The sequence below is a fragment of the Bradyrhizobium agreste genome (assembly GCF_016031625.1).
Taxonomy (GTDB): Bacteria; Pseudomonadota; Alphaproteobacteria; order Rhizobiales; family Xanthobacteraceae; genus Bradyrhizobium; species Bradyrhizobium agreste.
Genome location: NZ_JACCHP010000031.1, coordinates 15,786 through 34,524 on the forward strand (window position 1 = coordinate 15,786; position 18,739 = coordinate 34,524).

At 62.7% G+C, this 18,739-nt stretch carries 12 protein-coding genes; 2 read left to right on the forward strand and 10 right to left on the reverse strand.

Annotated features, from left to right (window positions below; translation table 11 throughout):
- Together HZZ13_RS33110 and HZZ13_RS33120 are read left to right on the forward strand one after the other, a co-directional pair.
- On the forward strand, nucleotides 1-1,554 hold the full coding sequence (locus HZZ13_RS33110; RefSeq protein WP_197963642.1) for a hydantoinase/oxoprolinase N-terminal domain-containing protein: 1,554 nt from the start codon (nucleotides 1-3) through the stop codon (nucleotides 1,552-1,554).
- Nucleotides 1,555-2,210: 656 nt separating this feature from the next.
- Nucleotides 2,211-7,700 carry a trifunctional serine/threonine-protein kinase/ATP-binding protein/sensor histidine kinase gene (locus tag HZZ13_RS33120; RefSeq protein ID WP_197963644.1) on the forward strand — a complete coding sequence of 1,830 codons (5,490 nt, stop codon included), beginning with the start codon at nucleotides 2,211-2,213 and terminating at the stop codon, nucleotides 7,698-7,700.
- Between the two features lie 208 nt (nucleotides 7,701-7,908).
- Here the strand turns inward: HZZ13_RS33120 and arfA are convergent, their stop codons facing one another.
- The 10 genes from arfA to HZZ13_RS33170 form a co-directional block, all read right to left on the reverse strand.
- Nucleotides 7,909-9,453, reverse strand: a complete 1,545-nt coding sequence (gene arfA / locus HZZ13_RS33125) for an arabinosylfuranosidase ArfA (RefSeq protein WP_197963645.1) — start codon at nucleotides 9,451-9,453, stop codon at nucleotides 7,909-7,911.
- 76 nt (nucleotides 9,454-9,529) lie between these two features.
- Nucleotides 9,530-10,318 carry an ABC transporter ATP-binding protein gene (locus HZZ13_RS33130; protein WP_197963646.1) on the reverse strand — a complete coding sequence of 263 codons (789 nt, stop codon included), beginning with the start codon at nucleotides 10,316-10,318 and terminating at the stop codon, nucleotides 9,530-9,532.
- Nucleotides 10,315-11,346, reverse strand: a complete 1,032-nt coding sequence (locus tag HZZ13_RS33135) for an ABC transporter ATP-binding protein (RefSeq protein WP_197963666.1) — start codon at nucleotides 11,344-11,346, stop codon at nucleotides 10,315-10,317. The genes HZZ13_RS33130 and HZZ13_RS33135 overlap by 4 nt, the downstream gene beginning before the upstream one ends.
- Nucleotides 11,346-12,209 carry an ABC transporter permease gene (locus HZZ13_RS33140; RefSeq protein WP_197963647.1) on the reverse strand — a complete coding sequence of 288 codons (864 nt, stop codon included), beginning with the start codon at nucleotides 12,207-12,209 and terminating at the stop codon, nucleotides 11,346-11,348. The genes HZZ13_RS33135 and HZZ13_RS33140 overlap by 1 nt, the downstream gene beginning before the upstream one ends.
- Nucleotides 12,209-13,213 carry an ABC transporter permease gene (locus tag HZZ13_RS33145; RefSeq protein WP_197963648.1) on the reverse strand — a complete coding sequence of 335 codons (1,005 nt, stop codon included), beginning with the start codon at nucleotides 13,211-13,213 and terminating at the stop codon, nucleotides 12,209-12,211. The genes HZZ13_RS33140 and HZZ13_RS33145 overlap by 1 nt, the downstream gene beginning before the upstream one ends.
- Before the next feature lie 74 nt (nucleotides 13,214-13,287).
- Complete coding sequence (locus HZZ13_RS33150) at nucleotides 13,288-15,189, reverse strand: ABC transporter substrate-binding protein (RefSeq protein ID WP_376707092.1); 1,902 nt, start codon at nucleotides 15,187-15,189, stop codon at nucleotides 13,288-13,290.
- Between the two features lie 164 nt (nucleotides 15,190-15,353).
- On the reverse strand, nucleotides 15,354-16,337 hold the full coding sequence (gene dhaK, locus HZZ13_RS33155) for a dihydroxyacetone kinase subunit DhaK (protein ID WP_197963649.1): 984 nt from the start codon (nucleotides 16,335-16,337) through the stop codon (nucleotides 15,354-15,356).
- A gap of 36 nt (nucleotides 16,338-16,373) precedes the next feature.
- A complete protein-coding gene (locus HZZ13_RS33160) occupies nucleotides 16,374-16,796 on the reverse strand; it encodes a hypothetical protein (protein WP_197963650.1) in 423 nt (140 codons plus the stop codon).
- Nucleotides 16,789-18,408 (reverse strand): phosphoenolpyruvate--protein phosphotransferase, encoded by a 1,620-nt coding sequence (gene ptsP, locus HZZ13_RS33165; protein ID WP_197963651.1) that lies wholly within the window; start codon nucleotides 18,406-18,408, stop codon nucleotides 16,789-16,791. Before ptsP ends, HZZ13_RS33160 begins: the two co-directional genes overlap by 8 nt.
- Before the next feature lies 1 nt (nucleotide 18,409).
- On the reverse strand, nucleotides 18,410-18,712 hold the full coding sequence (locus HZZ13_RS33170) for an HPr family phosphocarrier protein (RefSeq protein WP_246504661.1): 303 nt from the start codon (nucleotides 18,710-18,712) through the stop codon (nucleotides 18,410-18,412).
- Nucleotides 18,713-18,739 lie beyond the last annotated feature (27 nt).

Genomic DNA, 18,739 nt, shown 5'->3' on the forward strand with positions numbered 1-18,739 from the left:
ATGAAGCGTATTGGCATCGATGTCGGCGGCACCAACACGGACGCCGTGCTGATCGTCGACGAGAAGGTCGTTCATTCCGTCAAGCGGCCGACCACGGCCGACGTGACCTCGGGTATCCTGGACGCGCTTAGGGCGTTGCGCGCCGAGCCGTCCGCCGCGGTGAAGGTCGATGCGGTCGTGATCGGCACCACGCATTTCATCAACGCGGTGGTGCAGCGCCGCCACGTACAGAAGATCGGGGCGATCCGGATCGGCATGCCCGCCAGCGCCTCGCTGCCGCCGTTCTGCGACTGGCCGGCGGACCTCGCCAGCCCCGTTAACGGCGAGATCTTCATGCTGGAAGGCGGCCATGACTACGACGGCCGCCCGTTCATGCCGCTCGACATCGCGGGCCTCAAGAACGCCGCGCGAAAGATCAAGGATGAAGGCCTGCGCTCGGTCGCGGTGTGCTCGAGCTTCTCCCCGCTCGATCCCTCCTGCGAGACCACCGCGCGCGAGATCCTCGCGGACATCTGCCCTGACGTCGCGGTGACGCTGTCGCATGACCTCGGCCGCATAGGCCTGCTCGAGCGCGAGAACGCCGCGCTGCTCAATGCTTCGCTGCACGACCTCGCCGTCAGCACCGTCGCGGCGTTCCGCAAGGCGATCGCCGACAGCGGCATCGACGCGCCGCTGTTTCTGACCCAGAACGACGGCACCGTGATGCAGGCCGAGATCGCCATCGCCTTCCCGGTGATGAGCTTCGCCTCCGGCGCCACCAACTCCATGCGCGGTGCCGCCCATCTCTCCGGCCTCGACGACGCCATGGTCGTCGACGTCGGCGGCACCACTTCCGATATCGGCCAGCTGCGTCACGGTTTCCCGCGTGAAGCCAATGCCGTGGTCGAGGTCGGCGGCGTGCGCACGCTGTTCCGTATGCCCGACCTGCTCTCGATCGGGCTCGGCGGCGGCAGCCATGTCGACGAGGACCCGCTCCGCGTCGGCCCGCTCAGCGTCAGCTACCGCCTGACGTCGGATGCGCTGGTGTTCGGCGGCTCGCGCCTCACCGCCACCGACATCGCCGTCGCGGCCGGCCTGATCGATATCGGCGACCGTTCGCGCGTCGCTAACTTGCCGAAGCGCCTGATCGAGGCCGCGCTGCGCGACGCCTGGCGCAAGCTGGAGGAAGACATCGACCGCATGAAGACAGAGGCCGGCGACGTGCCGCTGCTCGCGGTCGGCGGCGGCGCCTTCCTGGTGCCGGATCGCCTGCCTGGCATTTCCGAGATCGTGCGCGTGCCGTATGGCGACTGCGCCAATGCGGTAGGCGCCGCGATCGCGCAGGTCTCGGGCGAAGCCGATCAGGTGTTCCGCGACCTCAGCCGCGAGGACGCGATCGCAGCCGCGCGCGACATCGCAGCCGATCGCGCCGTGCAGGCCGGCGCTGCTCGCGACAGCCTCAAGACCGTCGACGTCGAGGACATGCCGATCGCCTACCTGCCCGGCAACGCGCTGCGGGTGCGCGTCCGTGTTGCAGGTGCGATTGCCGATCCGGATCTGCCCGCGGCGGCCTAGCGGCCACGAGCGGATGATCGAGCGTGCTTATGTGTCGCGCATCCGCGCCACCCGGGCGAAAGCCAGCTGGTGACCGAGGTCCCGAAAAATTCGGCGTTGGCGCGCATGAAATCACGCTCGTGTTCAGGCAGTTCATCCTGCACGTAAATCGCCGGAAGGACGGCGGGACGTCACATTGCCCAAGGACCGATCGCCAACACAGATCGAGCCCGATGAACAGTGGTCCACTCTGCGCCAAGAGCTGCCCGAGCTGCTGCGTCCGATCGCCGACTATGTGGTACAGATCTGGTTCAAGTGGTCGCTCGCAACTATCGTAGCCGCCGCCACGTAGACCCATGCACTCCTCAAAGTTGCCATGATGCGTGGAAGCAGACCTCTGCTACATGCCAACATGCGGCAATCCGTCCGCCGCTCGCATGGGCTTCGCATGATTGCGCGAAGACGGAAAGTTGACGAGATCGAGGTAAATGATACGTTTGAACCGCCCGGTTTAGCCATCGAACCAGGCGCGAGAATAAAGGCGAGGGGTTCGGCCCCATCGTGTCACTCGGGTCTTACCCCTCATACATCGCACGTGGATCGGGGCGGCTCTGTAGAGGATGACACGGCGGACCGGGCAAGCCCTATTCGGCTCGGCCGCGGCATGGTTTACCGGCATGAACCTTTCATCATTTATGGGCCCTGGCCGGGCTCACGGTCCGCAGGTTCTGTGCGACGAGGAAGGGATTCGCCTGTGCCGAACCCGCCGCGAAAGCATTGACGGTGAGCGACAGGTTGTGTTGGCCGTCGTTCCGGCGGCGGAACATCCAACGCAGCACAGCCTTGATCGGCTCGCACACGAATTTGCGCTGAAGGGTGAACTGGACAGTGCCTGGGCGGCGAAGCCGCTGGAGCTTGTGCAAAATCGCAGCCGCACCATTCTTGTGCTCGAAGATGTCGGTGGCGAGCCGCTCACCTGGCTGATGGACGCTCCCATGGAGATGGTGAGCTTCCTGCGCCTGGCGATCCAGATTGCCGCGGCCCTGAGCAAGGTTCACCAGCGCGGTCTGGTTCACAAGGATATCAAACCAGCAAATATCCTGGTCAACCGCAGCAACGGCAGCGTGCACCTCACCGGCTTCGGCATCGCGTCGCGCCGTTTACGCGAACGGCAGTCCCCGGCCCCGCCCGAGTCGATCGCCGGCACATTCGCTTACATGTCGCCCGAGCAGACCGGGCGCATGAACCGCTCGATCGACTCCCGAAGTGACCTGTACTCACTCGGCGTCACGCTTTACCAGATGGTCACCGGCTCGCTTCCATTCACCGCTTCCGATCCGATGGAGTGGGTGCACTGCCACGTCGCAAGACAGCCAGAGCCGCCGATCAAGCGATCCGGGAACATCCCCGCTGCGGTTTCCAGCCTCATCATGAAGCTGCTCGCCAAGATGGCCGAGGAGCGCTATCAGACTGCAGCCGGCGCTGAAAGGGATCTTCAGCACTGCCTTGCGGAGTGGGAGCTTCGACGGCACATCGACGACTTCCCGCTCGGCCAGCACGATACGCCCGACCGGCTGCTCGTTCCCGAGAAGTTGTACGGAAGAGCGCACGAAGGCGCGATGTTGCTCGCCTCGTTCGAGCGCATTGTCAAGAACGGCACGCCCGAGCTGGCGCTGGTCTCGGGATATTCCGGGATCGGAAAATCCTCTGTTGTCAACGAGCTCCATAAAGTGCTTGTGCCCTCGCGTGGGCTTTTTGCATCGGGCAAATTCGACCAGCACAAGCGCGACGTCCCTTACGGGGCGCTCACCAAGGCGCTCCAGACCCTCGTCCGGCCCCTCCTGGGCAAGAGCGAGACCGAGCTGAGCAAGTGGCGCCATGATCTCCTGAGCGCGCTCGGTCCAACCGGACAGCTCGTCGTGGACCTGATCCCGGACCTGAGGGCCATCATCGGCGAACAACCACCTGTTCCCGAGCTGCCGCTCCAGCACGCGCAAAGCCGCTTTCACCGCGTGTTCGAGCAATTCATCGGTCTCTTTGCCCGATCCGAACATCCGCTGGTGCTGTTTCTCGATGATCTGCAATGGCTCGATATGGCGACGTTCGAGCTACTCGAGGATCTGCTGACCCGGTCGAATCTGAAGCATTTGATGCTGATCGGCGCCTATCGGGACAATGAGGTGGATTCCGCTCATCCCGTGATGCGCATGCGCGAGGCCATCAGGACACGGGGTGGACGGGTCGTGGAGATCACGCTCGCGCCGCTCGGCCGCAGGCATCTCGGCCAGTTGCTCGCGGACGCACTTCACTGCGAACGCCAGCACGCCGCCCCGCTGGTGCAGCTCGTGCATGAGAAAACCGGTGGCAACCCGTTCTTTGCCATCCAGTTCATGTTTTCGCTGGTCGAGGAAGGACTGCTCGCGTTCGACCATGATGCAGCGCACTGGTCCTGGGATCTCGATCGGATCCACGCCAAGCGATACACCGACAACGTCATCGACCTCATGCTGGGCAAGCTCACCCGGCTTCCCGTCGCGACGCGCACGGCCTTGCAGCAGATGGCCTGTCTTGGGAATATCGCCGAGGTCGCGGTGCTTTCGATCGTCCTCAACACGTCAGATGAGCAGGTCCACGTAGACCTGTGGCCTGCCGTCCGCCAGGAATTCGTGGAGCCTCAGGCCGGCGCCTATCGGTTCGTCCACGACCGCTTCCAGGAGGCGGCCTACGCACTGATTCCGGAGAAAGAACGGGCTGCGGCCCACCTGCGCATTGGCCGACTGTTCGCGGCCCGAACCCCATCGGAAGCAATCGAGGAAAATGTCTTCGAGATCGTGAGCCAACTCAACCGCGGCGCAGCCTTGATCACCGCGGGCGACGAGCGCGTGAAGCTGGCGGAACTGAACCTGTTGGCCGGCCGGCGCGCCAAGGCGGCGCCCGCCTTTGCCATGGCACTCGCTCACTTCGCCGCCGGGGAGGCCATGCTCCCGGAGGATCGCTGGGAGCAGCATTACGCGCTTAGCTTTGCCCTGGCGCTACAGCGGGCCGAATGCGAGTTCGTCGCTGGTGAGCAGGCAGCGGCGAAAATCCGCCTTGCCGAGCTGGCGAGCCGCGCAGCCACTCTGCCTGATCTCGCAGCCGTCACGCGGCTCCGCATGGAGCCCAGCGATCGCGACATCGAAATTGCTCTCGACTATTTGCGGCGCGTCGGCATCGCCTGGTCCGCACATCCCTCATCGGAGGAGGTCGGGCGGGAATACGAGCGAATGTGGCGACAGATCGGTGAGCGTCCGATCGAGGCCCTTCTCGACCTGCCCCGGATGGCCGATCCGGTCGCACGCGGAACGATGGACGTTCTCACGGTCCTGGTCTCACCCGCCTGGTTCATCGACGAGCGGTTGCGCCGTCTCATCATCGGACGGATGGCCAATCTGAGCATGGAATACGGCAACTCCGACGCCTCCTGCCTCGCCTACATCGTGCTCGGCACCGTGCTTGGCCCTGACTTTGGCGACTATGCTGCGGGGTACCGCTTCGCCCAACTCGGCCTCGACCTCGTCGAACGACGGGGGCTGGATCGGTTCAAGGCTCGCGTCTATCTTGGCTTTGGCAGCTGGACGCGACATGTGAGGATGGGCCGCCCGTGGCTCCGGCGTGCCTTCGACGCCGCGCAGCAGGTCGGCGACATCAACTACGCCAGCTTTACCCGTCACCATCTCTTGACACACCTTCTCGCCTGCGGAGATCCACTCGCCGACGTGCAGCGGGAGGCCGAGGCCGGGCTAGATTTCGCACGCCGGGCGCGCGTTGAGCTGGCGGCCGATCGAATTGCCGGACAGCTCCAGCTGATCCGGACACTGCGCGGACTCACCACGAAATTCGGCTGCTTTGATGATAACGAGTTCAACGAGCTTCAGTTTGAACGTCGGCTCGAGGCTGAGCCGCATCTGGAGCAGGCCGGCTTCTGGTACTGGGTGCGCAAGCTTCAGGCTCTGGTCCTCACCAACGACCCCGCTGCGATCGCGGCGGTGGCGCAGGGCGATCGGCTCCTGTGGACTTCGAAAGCCCTCTTCGACCGCGTCGAGTTTCACTTCTATGCTGCGCTGGCACAGGCTGCATTCGGCGAGGCCGCAGCGGCAAGCGAACGAGCCCCGCATCTCGATGACCTGGCTAGCCACCATCGCCAGCTTCAGCAATGGGCCGATATCTGCCCGGAGGATTTTGCTGACCGTGCCACTCTGATCTCGGCGGAGATTGCGCGCATCGAAGGGCGCGAACTCGATGCCATGCGCTTCTATGACCGCGCGATCGCCTCGGCGCGCGCTAGCGGATTTGTTCAGAATGAGGCGATCGCAAACGAACTTGCCGGACGCTTCTACGCAACGCGCGGTTTCGAGAAGATCGCCTATGCCTATCTACGCGATGCTCACTACGGATTTCTCCGCTGGGGAGCTGACGCCAAAGCAAGACAACTCGAACACCTGTATCCTCACCTCCACGTTGCAGAGGAACCCAGGTCCGCGGTGAGCCTGACCGCCGGGCAAATGGACGTCACCACCGTGGTGAAGGCGTCTCAGGCCGTCTCCAGTGAAATCGAGCTGCCGAAGCTCATCGGAACACTGATGAAGATCGCTCTACAGAACGCAGGCGCTGATCGCGGCTTGCTGATACTGTCGCGACATGATGACTTCTGGATCGAGGCGGAGGGCCAATCCAAAGGCGACGAGTTTGCGGTTGTGATGCACCGGACCCCCCTCTCAGCACCCGATTGCCCAGAGGCATTGCTGCGCTACGTCATTCGCTCGGAAAAGCCTCTCATCGTCGACGATGCGACGCAGCCTGATCCGCTTTACAGCGAAGAGTACGTCCATCGACGGCATCCCAGATCGATCCTCTGCCTACCGCTCATCAAGCAAGCCAAGCTCATCGGGTTGCTGTATCTGGAGAACACACTGACGACCTACGCCTTCACGCCCGATCGTGTTGCGGTGCTTGATCTGCTGGCCGCTCAGGCGGCGATTTCTCTGGAGAACACTCTCCTCTACCGGGATCTTCAGGAGCGCGAGGCCCGCATCCGGCGTCTCGTCGATTCCAACATTATCGGAATACTGTTCTGGGAGCGCAGCGGCGATATCTCCTATGCAAACGATGCCTTCCTGGACATGACCGGATACTCCAGGCAGGAACTGGTTTCGGGTGCGGTCCGCTGGAAGGACATGACCCCGGCGGAATACCGGAACGAAGACAGGCAGCGCATTGAACATCTCCGGTTGTGGGGGCAGATCGCGCCGCGCGAGAAGGAATTCTTGAGAAAGGACGGAAGCCGCGTTCCTGTTCTCATCGGCTCCGCCTCGCTGGCAGGATCCGATGACGAATGCGTCTCATTCGTCCTTGACCTGACAGAACTCAAGCGGGCGGAAGCCGAAGCGCGCGAGAGCGAGCGGCGCTATCAGGGAATGCAGCTTGAGTTGGCGCACGCGAACCGGGTCGCTACTATGGGTCAGCTTACCTCTTCCATCGCCCATGAGGTCAACCAACCCATCTGCGCTATTGCCATCAACGCGGGTGCGGCGCTGAACTGGCTGGCTCGGAAGACGCCTGATATCGAGAAAGTGCGGTCATTGATATGTCAAATCGCCGACGACGCGCATCGCAGCGGTGAAGTGATTGGTCGGATTCGTGAACTCTTCCAAAAAGCGCCGCCGCGAAAGGAGCGTGTGGATCTCAACGAGGTGATACGGGAAGTGCTCGTTCTAACCCATAGCGAAGCGCTGAAAACCGGCACTTCGGTGAGGATAGAACTTGCGGAGACTTTGTCGCCGATCGAGGGGGACCGCGTGCAGTTGCAGCAGGTTTTGCTCAACCTGGTTGTCAACGCCATGCAGGCTATGGCCACTATCGAAGGGACAAGAGACGTTCTCATCACCACCGCCGCGACCGAGGCAAACGTGCTGGTCCGAGTCGCTGATTCCGGGCCAGGCCTCGATCCAGAGACGCTCGGGCATGTTTTCGATCCATATTACACCACCAAACCTGACGGCTTGGGCATGGGACTTGCGATCTGCCGCTCAATCATTGAGGCCCACAACGGACGCTTGTGGGCGAGCGACAACCAGGCTCGCGGAGCCGTGTTTCAGTTCACGTTGCCAGCTCAGCAGGAGCCGACCTGAAGCGGGTCTCGTGGCACAGCAACCCGGTCGAAAGTGAATTCATGGGCATCTACCCGGCTTAAGCGGCGATGTCATTCTCATCCCTAGCCCTCGCCTCCGCTCCATCTGTCATGAGCTAGGCGGGTCCCTCTCGGTTCCGATTTGCTGTCGAAGTTGGGCGTTTCCTCAGTCTAAGGGCAGCAGGTCTGTAACTAGGATCTGCTGTCCGTCAGTGCACCGACAAATGAATCACGTTCCATGACGCCGGGCCTAGATGCGCTCGTAGCAGGCCACCTTCGATGGTCCCCTCCTGCAGCGGCGCCGGCTTCACCCGCTCCGGCGTGTCCTTCGTATTTGTCGCATGGAGATCATCGTGGCGCAATTCAATCGCCTGGGAAACAGCGAAACGGCCAAAACCGCGTGCCTCGACATTGACCTGCATATCCCGCTTCAGGTCTCGGTTAAGTAAAAAAATCGAAAGACCGCCGCCCTCTCCTGCAACTGCCGCGACCTTCAAATAAGGCACGTTGGACACCGGGAAGGTTAGCTCCTGCACACCTCGAGGATCATAGTAGGACGAATCGTAACTGTCCGACTCAACCTGCGTGCGCAGGACCTTGCCGCGGCCGAAGCGGCTCATATGCGCGAAAGGAAAGAAGATGGTCTGGCGCCACGCTCCTCCGCCCGTCTCGGTCATGATCGGCGCGATGACGTTGACGAGTTGCGCAAGGCAAGCGACCTTCACCCGATCGGCATGATTGAGCAAGGAAATGCAGGCGCCGCCGAAGGCGAGCGCATCTTCCATCGTATAGATTTCCTCGAGAATCGGCGGTGCCACCGGCCAGCCTTCCTTCACCCGGTCGGCCCGGCTGCGACGCGTGCGATACCAGACGTTCCATTCGTCGAAGCTCAGCATGAGACGCTTGTTGGAACGCCGCTTGGCCGCAACCGCATCAGCCAAGGCGACGACCTCCTCTATGAAGCTGTCCATCAAGTCGGGACTTGCGAGAAACGATGCTGTGTCCTGCCTGTAATTGTTGAGATAGGTATGGAGCGAAACGTAGTCGACATGATCGAAGGTGTGCTCGAGGACCGTATCTTCCCACTGGCCGAATGTCGGCATGTTGCGCCCCGACGAACCGCACGCAGCAAGCTCGATGGTCGGATCCACCCAGCGCATCATCTTGGCCGCTTCGCTGGCGATCGCACCGTAGGCGGCGGCGCTCTTGTGCTCCATCTGCCAAGGTCCGTCCATCTCGTTGCCGAGGCACCATAGCTTGATGTCATGCGGCTTGTCCCAGCCGTGCTTGCGGCGCAGCTCCGACCAGGCCGTTCCGCCAGGATGGTTGCAGTATTCGACCAGGCTGCGCGCTGCATCGCCGCCGCGGGTGCCGAGATTGACCGCCATCATCGGCGCGACATCCGCAGCCCGGCACCAGTCCATGAATTCATTGGTGCCAAAACTGTTCGGCTCCGTGCTGAACCAGGCAAGGTCCAGGCGCGCCGGCCTCGCCGCCAGCGGCCCGACGCCGTCCTCCCAATTGTATCCCGAGACGAAGTTGCCGCCGGGGTATCGAATGAGCGTCGGGCCGAGCTCCTTCACCAGCGCCAGCACATCCTTGCGAAAGCCCTTCTCGTCCGCGGTCGGATGGCCAGGCTCGTAGATGCCGCCATAGACGCACCGGCCCAAATGCTCGATGAACGCACCGAACAGGCGAGGATCGGTATGACCGATGGCAAAGTCGCGGTCGATCAGAACTCTTGCTTTCCTCATGCTCTTCTCTCGGGTTCCCCGGGGCTGGTGAGATAGTTCATGCTAGGTATGTCGGCCGCGGCTGGGGAGCCTCAGGTTATAGCACGGCTTCACGCAATTGGCGCGTATAGGGATGCTGCGGCGCCTTCAGCACCGTTCTCGCATCGCCGCTTTCGACGACGCGGCCCTTCTGCATGATCATGATGCGGTCACTGATGTAGTAGGCCGTAGCCAGATCATGCGTGACATAGATGATCGATATCCCAAGTTCGTCCCGCAATGTCTTGAACAGATTGACGATGGATATGCGCAGCGACGCATCGATCATGGACACCGGCTCATCCGCGACAATCAGTTTTGGCTCGGCCAAAAGTGCTCGGGCGATTGCGACCCTTTGAAGCTGCCCGCCGGACAGCTCGTGCGGGTATCGATGGCGCACCTCCTTGAGCGAGAGCCCGACTTTGTGCAGCGCGTGATTAACGGTCGTTTCGGCTGCCCCCTCGCCGGCCTCACCGGAAAACCGGCGCCGCGTCATGAACAGATACCGATCGAGCCGCTTCAGCGGGTTGAACGACTCAAAGGGATTCTGAAAGATCGGCTGCACCTTGTGCATGAACGCCATGCGACCGGCACTGTTTCGAATGGCAGCAAGGTCGATGCCGTCGAGCACCAACTTGCCGCTGGTCGGCGTTTCAATGTTCAGGATCATTCGTGCCAGCGTCGTCTTGCCGCTCCCGGACTCACCGATGATCGCCAAGATCTCCGGTCGCCGGGCGGCAAGCTGGAAGCTCACCTCGCTCACCGCAGCGATCTTCTGCCTTGACCATAGCCCTCCCCGGACGAAGGTCTTGCTGACCTCGGAGATGTCGAGGAGCAGATCGTTCATGGCCGGCTGCCTTGGTTGACGGCGAAGCAGGCAACGCGATGCCCGGTGTCGGCTTCCAGCATGGCAGGGACCTCGCGCTTGCAAATCTCGGTTGCGAGCGGGCAGCGCGGATGGAATCGGCATCCGGGCGGGGGATCGGCGAGATTGGGCGGGGAGCCGCCAAGCCCCTCGCGAGGCGTGTCATCGCCGATGCGCGGACGGCTCGAAATGAGATGCCTAGTATAAGGGTGTAGCGGGTTCCGGAAAATCTCCGCGGTCGCGGCCTCTTCCACGAGACGTCCAGCATACATAATGGCGAGGCGATCGGTGACGTGCGCGTGCACGCCCATGTCATGAGTGACGAACAGGACCGACGAGCCGGTCTCCCGCTGAATGCCCCGGATCATGCCGAGCACCTCCTTTTGCACCACCACGTCGAGTGCGGTCGTGGGCTCATCGGCGATGATGAAATCAGGACGGCAAATCGTTGCCAGCGCAAGCGTGGTTCGTTGACGCATGCCCCCCGAGAGCTCATGCGGGAAGGCTGCCAGCACCGATGGGTCGAGCCTGACCCGCGCCAGATGGGCGATCACCTGTTGCTCAAACTGCTTCCGGCTGCCGCCGATATGCGGGTATGCGAAATCGACGAATACCGATCGGACACGGCGAACCGGATTCAGCACGTTCATCGATCCCTGCATGATATAAGACAGATGCCGCCAGCGAATCCGCGCGACGTCCACTGGCGGCGCGCGGTGCAATCCGCCATAGCCGGGCAGGAATGCAAACTCCACGCTGCCGCCCACGATCTCGAGTGGCGGTCTGATCGCCCCTGCGATGCTCTTGATCAGCGTGGTCTTGCCGGAGCTGGATTCTCCAGCAAGCCCATAGATCTCACCGCGATTAACAGCAAAACTGACGCCGTCGACCGCTTTGACGCCGCGTCTGACGCCGAAGTGGCTGGTCCGGTAATGGGCTTGCAGATCGCGAACCCGGAGAATCGGCTGGGCGCCTTGGGGCGCGGGCGCGGACTGAGCGTTGGCGTGCATCACGAGGCCCCTTCCATGCTCCAGAGGCGGCTTCGTGGATCGATGTAGGCATTCGCAGATACCGCGAGCAGGAAGAGCCCGATAAACACCATGATCACCGTGATGGTCGGAAAGACGATCCACCACCAGACTCCTGCCACCATTGCGGTGTGCTGGTTGGCCCAATAGATCATGCCCCCGACCGTCGGCGTGTTGATGTCGGTGAAACCGAGCACCGCAAGCGTCACCTCAAGTCCGATCGACCACACCATGTTGTTCATGGTCGTCGAGAATACGATCGGCATGACATAAGGCAAATGCTCCTCGGTGAGTATCTGCCGTGTGCTCATTCCGGAAAAAAGGCTGGTCTGCGTGAATTCGCGTGCCTTCAGGCTCATGACCACCGAACGGATCAACCGGGCGTCATAGGCCCAGCCGAAACAGGCCATGATCAGCGCAAGCATCAGCCAGGAGATGCGGTCGCGCATCATGAAATAGAACAGCACTAAGATCGGCAGCAGAGGAATGACGATGAACGTATCGTTTACTGACATCAGGGCGCGATCGATCCACCCCCCTTTGTAGCCGCTGATGAGTCCGATCACGAGCGCGAACAGGCGGCTGATCAGAGCCACCGTGCATCCGAACAACAATGTATTTCGGATGGCGAAGCTCAATTGCCAGAACACGTCCTGGCCGCGCGATGTGGTGCCGAACCAGTAGGTCAGCGACGGCGGCACGTCGGGCGGCACCACATACACACTCTCCGGCGGATAGGGCGAAAAGCTCGCCAGTACGGACAGCAACAGAACGAAGACGACCAGCACGGCCCCTATCCGGAATTCAGGGCTGTCGCGCAGCAGATCGCGCAGAAGTACGATCATCAGCTGACCCTCACCCTGGGATCGAGCAACGGATACAGAAGATCGATGGCGAGCACGCCGATCGACACGCCGAGGATCGAGATGGTGGTCACGCCGAGGACAAGCCCGTAATCTCCGGCATAGACGGCGTCGACCAGGAGCGAGCCGAGACCGGGATAGCCGAACACCTTTTCGGTGATCACGGCGCCGTTGAAGATTCCGCCCAGCGACATGGCGAGCCCAGTCACCTGCGGCACGAGCGCGTTACGCATCACGTAGGATGTCAGGACACGCCAGGATCTCACGCCGGCGAGTTCGGCATAGACGACGAAGTCCTCGGCGAGGACATTGGATACCAGCGAGCGCATGCCAAGGAACCAGCTCCCTATGCCGATCAGGATCAGCGAGAGCGCTGGCAGAATCGCGTGCTGCAGCACGCTCAGAACGAATTCGGGAGTCAATGTCTGGGGCAGGTTCATCGCCGATCCTCCGCTGATCGGAAGCACCGGCCAAAGGAAGCCGAACACGATCAACAGCAGCATCGCCAGAATATAGTATGGGATCGGATGGAGGCCCATGGCGATCACCCCCATCAGCTTCAGGCCACGGCTCTGCCGGTAGTAGCCAGCCAGCCCACCCAGCAGATTTCCGAGTCCCCAGGCGACAATGGTCGAAACCGCAAGGAGTCCCGCGGTCCAGGGCAGCGCACGTCCGATGAGGGTGCCGACTGGGGTCGGAAACGCCGACATCGAGGGACCAAAATCAGCGCGCAGGATCCGCTTCCAGAACAGCAGGTATTGCTCAACGGGCGTGCCGCTGAGACCGTAGAGCTCGCGCAAGGAGTTGCGCATCTGCTCGATCGCTCCCGGGGCGGTGTTGCCATAGGAGGTCACTGCCGAGATCGATTGCTCGACGGGATCAATTGGCGAAGCATGGGTGACGACATAAGCGATATTGATGCCGATGAAGACAACCAGCAGAAACTGCCCGAACCGCCGGCCCACATAGGCGAGGTATCCCCTCATAGGTGCACCAGGGATGTCCGCCAAAGTCGTTCATCCAAGCACGGCCCATGCGGTCGCATTTGTGTCACCGCATCCTAACTGGCCGGCTTCAGCCTGACGAACATGTAGCGCGAATTGCCCCAGTTCGGCACTGGATTGGTGTAGGGATTCTCCGAGGTCGGAAAGCCTGTCCAGTAAGTCTGGTCCATTGCGGTGAACACGTTGTAAGCCATCAGTGGTATGGTGGGCATCTCCTTCACGGCGAGCTTGACGTACTCCTTGCCGAGCTCGATCGATTTCGGATCATCGAAACCGACCGTCCGGATCTCCTCGATGATCTTGTCGAGGGCGGGATTGGACCAGCGCTGCCAATTGCGGAGCGGCTGCGGTTTTCCTGGCTCGGCGATGAACTGCGAGTGCCAGCTGTCGAGGAAGTAGGACAAGTCCTGGTGGCCGCCCCAGGTTTCGACGCTCCAGCCGATGAAGGTGTCGAAATCGCCGGCCGCCCGTCGCGTGGGCAGCGTCCCCTGCGCGACATCGATCTTGGCATCGATTCCCGCCTGCTTCCATAGCTGCACAATCATCGTTCCGGCACGGGTCATCACCGGACGCAAATCGCCTTCGACCATGACGCGGAGGCCGAACGGCTTTCCGTCGGGCGTGATCCAGGTACCGCCTCGTTTGGTGAAGCCGGCCTTTTCCAGAAGCTCCTGCGCTGCCTGCGGATCGGTCTTCCACCAGCCCCTGCCGAACGCCTTGGCAATCTCCGCAGGATCGGATGGGATCTGCTCGCCCATGGACGATCGCAGCATGTCGGCAATCTGCTTGCCGATCGTGGGGTCATACGGCTTGATCTTGCGCTTGCCGGTATCGATCTCGAATGCCTTGAGCCACTCTTCCATCGGCCCATGATAGGTCGCCGGGTGGGTTCCGGTCGGTGGCACACCGATCGCCGATATCGTAGCGGCGCCGCGATAGGCCGCCATCGCCACGGCCTTGATGTCGATCAACAGCGCCAGCGCCCATCGCACGTCCGGGTTCTTGAAAGTCTCATTCTGGGTGTTGAAGATCACGGCGGGAAGCGTCGGGTCGGGGTGGCCATAGGGGAAACCCTTGAACCATGCCCGCGTCGCCTTGCTCTGCTTGGCAAGGGCGAACATGCCCTCAGGCGCAATATCGTGGATCACGTCGAGCTCGTGGTTGAGTTGCGAGATCACCCGCTTCTCGGGCGGTCCGGGATCGACATAGGCGAGATATTTCGGACCGGGCCTGCCAAAGCGCGCAAGCGTGGTGCGCTGCCAGTCGTCCCGGAGGTGCCAAATGTACCATTTGCCGTCGGGATCGTAGCTCTGCAGCAGGTAGGGGCCGAGAGAAATCGGCTTGTTGAAATCGAATTTGGCGGGATCTTCGACTTTGTCGAAGACGTGTTTGGGCAGGATCCACACCGCCCCCCAGCGCACCGTGAAATTGGCGTGGAAGCGTGAGTTCGGCTTCTTGAGCTTGAACACAACCGTATGGGCGTCCGGAGCATCAACGGATGCGACGTTGCTCGCCAGCACCGCGCTGAAACGCATGCCCGGATTTTTGATCTGGGTCGCCACCGTCGAGACGACATCGTCGGCGGTGAATTCGACGCCGTCGCTCCAGAAGATGCCGCTGCGGAGCTTGACCGTCATTTCGGTAAAGTCGGCGTTGTATTGCGGCTTCTCGGCAGCCAGCGAATTGTCCCAGACGCCGTCGAGGCCGCTCTCGGGATCGATGTACCAGAGCGTATCGAGCGCGACCTGCTGCAATCCGTTCGACTGCGATCCGGCATTGATCGCCCAGATGTTGAACCAGCCCGCGTTCTTGACGGTTCCTTCCGGGTTTTCCAGGATCAGCAAATCCTTTCTCGAGATGTTTTGCGGAATGCCCTGCGCATGGCTCGGCGCCAGCGCGACCAGCAGCGAGCCGAGCGCGCACGCAATCGGCAGCAATGCTCGAATGCAGCGCATCATGTCCTCCCGGCGCGGTTTGTCTCGATGCCGTTTTGGCTCGATGCTAAAGGCGCCAAAACCGATGAACAACAGAAATCTTATGCCGCAGGGGTGCATGTGTGAGAGAGCCGGCCGATCGTCGGCCAGAGCGCAATCTGAAAATCAGCGGCCGCCCACTGGAGCGATCACCATTTCAATGCGGCCGTGCGCACGGGATGATCCCAGAGCGCAGTGGTTTCGCTATCGAGCAGGCTCACGGTGAGCGAGCATCCGGCCATCTCGAGGGAGGTGACGTAGCTACCGACCAGCGAGCGCGCGATGCGCAGGCCGCGCTTCTCGAGCATGCGGCGCGCCGCGTTGTACATCAGATAGAGTTCGATCGCCGGCGTGCCGCCGAACCCGTTAACGAGCAGGAGGGCCTCGGAACCCTTGCGGCCTTCGAGATCCTGCGCAATGGCTGTGGTCATCTCCTCCGCGATCGCATCAGCCCGCTCCAGCTTGACGCGGCGGCGTCCCGGTTCGCCGTGAATACCGACGCCCATCTCCATCTCGTCCTCGCCAAGCGAAAAGGTTGGCGTGCCCGCGGCCGGCACCGTGCAGCTCGTCAGCGCCACGCCCATCGAGCGCGTGCGCGTATTGACGCGCTCGCCGAGCGCAACGCAGGTCTTGAGGTCGGCGCCCGTCTCGGCGGCCGCGCCGACGATCTTCTCGACGATCAGGGTGCCGGCCACGCCGCGGCGGCCGATGCTGTGGATCGAGTTCTCGACCGCGACGTCGTCATCCGTGACGATGGTCGCCGTGCGGCCCTCGGCAATCTCGGCCGCCATCTCGAAGTTCATGCGATCGCCCGCGTAGTTCTTCACGATGAAGAGCACGCCGGCGTCTCCGGCGACGCCTTGCGCCGCCTCCACGATCTGATCCGGCGTCGGGGAGGTGAAGACCTGTCCCGGGCAGGCCGCATCCAGCATGCCGTAGCCGACGAAGCCCGCATGCAGCGGCTCATGGCCGCTGCCTCCGCCCGAAACGAGGGCGACCTTGCGCGGATTGAGGTCGCGGCGCCTCACGAATTTGCGCTCCGCCCCGAGCGTCACGAGATCTGCATGCGCAGCCGCAAAGCCGTCCAGGCTCTCTGCGAGCACGCCGTCGACCGAGTTGATGAACTTTTTCATTGTCTCCTCCCCTCTCCGTCCCTTTGCGCCTCGCGGCTATTTTTCTCGCATGATGGCAACGAGACGCCGCGCGAACTCCTGCAGCAGCGCGTCCAGCTCGGCGTTGCGCTTGGCACTGCCGAGGTCCGGCAAATGCAGCGTCAAAGTCCGTTCATGCGAGCCTTCTGTCAGCCGCCCGATCCGGCGCGGGTGCGCGCGCGCATAGGCGCGCAGGAAGGCGGCCTTGGCCGGCGGCGGGAAATGGCAGACATCGAAGATCGTGTTGAGATGCTGCACGGGGATCGGCACTGGATAGGCCGGATTGCTGATCTGGCTGACGAAGCTGCGGTTCTTCCCCATCGCGTGCGCAAGGCGTAGCCGCATGCCCGACGGACGGCTCTCCAGCACCTCCTTGAAGATGCGCTTGTAGACCGCGACAGCGCCGGCCTCGGCCGGCTCTTCGATCGCCGTGTCAGCCAAGTGCGCCTCCACTGCTCAGCCGGTCGATGGTCTGCTTGATCTGCGCAAGCGCCGCGGCGTTCACGGACAGCTCGCGCAGGCCGCAGTTCAGGAGCGCAGGGACGCAGCGCGGATCGCTGGCCATGTCGCCGCACAGGCTGACGCTGGGGCCGGCGCGCCGGCCATGCTCGGCGGTCCGCGCGATCAATTCGAGCACAGCCGGATGCAGAGGATCCATCAAGGGGGCCAGAGCTCCGTTCGAACGATCGCAGGCCAGGACATATTGCGCCAGATCGTTCGAGCCGATCGAGAAGAAGGCTGCCTTGAACGTCGCAATCGCCAGGGCCGCCGCAGGGACCTCGACCATGATTCCCAGCTCGGGCAGCATTGCGGCTATGCCCTCGGCCCGCAAGCGCTGCACGATGTCAGCAAACAGCTTCCGCCCGGCCTCCAGCTCGTCCGCCGAGGTGACCATCGGGAACATGACCTTGAGGTTGCCGCGCACGGCCGCGCGCGCCAGGGCGCGGAGCTGGACCGCGAAGATCTCGGGGCGAGCCAGGCAGAGCCGCAAGCCGCGGAGCCCGAGGAAGGGATTGGCCTCGCCTTCGATCGTGAATCCCGCCACCGGCTTGTCGCCGCCGGCATCGAAAGTGCGAATCGTCACGGGGCGCGGACCGGCCCAGCGCATGACGGCATCATAGGCCCGAAACTGCGTCTCCTCGTCGGGCAGGCCGCCCCGCTCGCTGAGCAGGAACTCGGTTCTCATCAACCCGATGCCGTCGGCATATTGCGCATCGGCGTGGTCGAGATCCTCGACGCGCTGGATGTTGATCAAGAGCTTAATCCGCTCGCCGCGCCAGAACGCCGTCGGCCGCCGCAGGATCGCTCGGGCCGACGCCCTGCTCTTGCGGTGCATCTCCCGCCGCTTCTCGAACAGGCGGAGCTGCTCGCCGCTGGGATCAAGCTCAAGGGTCGCCCCTTCGCCGTCGAGCAGCGCCATGGTTCCGGCGTGAGGGATGGCGCCGAGCTGCACGACCATGGGAATGCCACGCGCACGGGCCAGCATGGCGACGTGGCTCGCGGGACTGCCGCGCAAGAGCGCCAGACCGCCGCCGTCGGACCAGTCGATCTCCAGAAATCGCGAGGGCGGAAGATCATCGGCGCAAACGATCGCACCGCCCGGAACCTTCAGGGGCAGGCCCGCGCCTCCGCGCAGGACATTGATCACGCGGTCGCGGAGGTCAGCGAGGTCGGAAGAGCGCGCCTTGAGATATTCGTCCTCTGCCGAATTGTAGTCCGCGATCTGCGCGTCGAGCGCCGAACGCCAGGCGACATCCGCCGCATTTCCCTCGCCGATGGATGCGAAAATGGTCTCGATGAAATCCTCATCGTCCAGGAGCGCGACCTGGAATTCGAGAATCTGCGCGGCCTCGCCGCCGGCGACCCCGGCCAAATCAGCGATCTGCCCGCTTGCCGTCTCAATCGCAGCACGAAGAGCAAGCGCTTCTTCAGCCAGGTTACCCGCGACACGCTCGCCACCGGCATCAGCGTCGACCCGGACGAACGGACCATGGGCAAAGCCAATCGAGGCGGTCCTGCCGCGGTAGGCCAGTCCGTTAGCGCCGCCCCGCATGCTATGACGCCTCGTCGGGAAAGTCGGTTGCGATCAGGTTGACCAGCGCCTCGACCGCAGCCTCTGCATCGCTGCCGGAAGCCTTGATCTCGATCGTGCTGCCGTGCGCCGCGCGCATCGCCATGATTTTGGCCACGCTCTTGGCATTGATCCAATCCGGAGCACCCGCGACCCGGACCGAAATGTGCGCCTGGAACCTCTTGGCGAGCTTGGTCAGCTTGACCGCCGGGCGCGCATGCATGCCGACCGCGTGCACCAGCCGCACACTGCCGTTGAAGATCTGTCCGTCCGCTTTATCCAGCATCGTCATATTCCGTCATCGCTTCGCCGA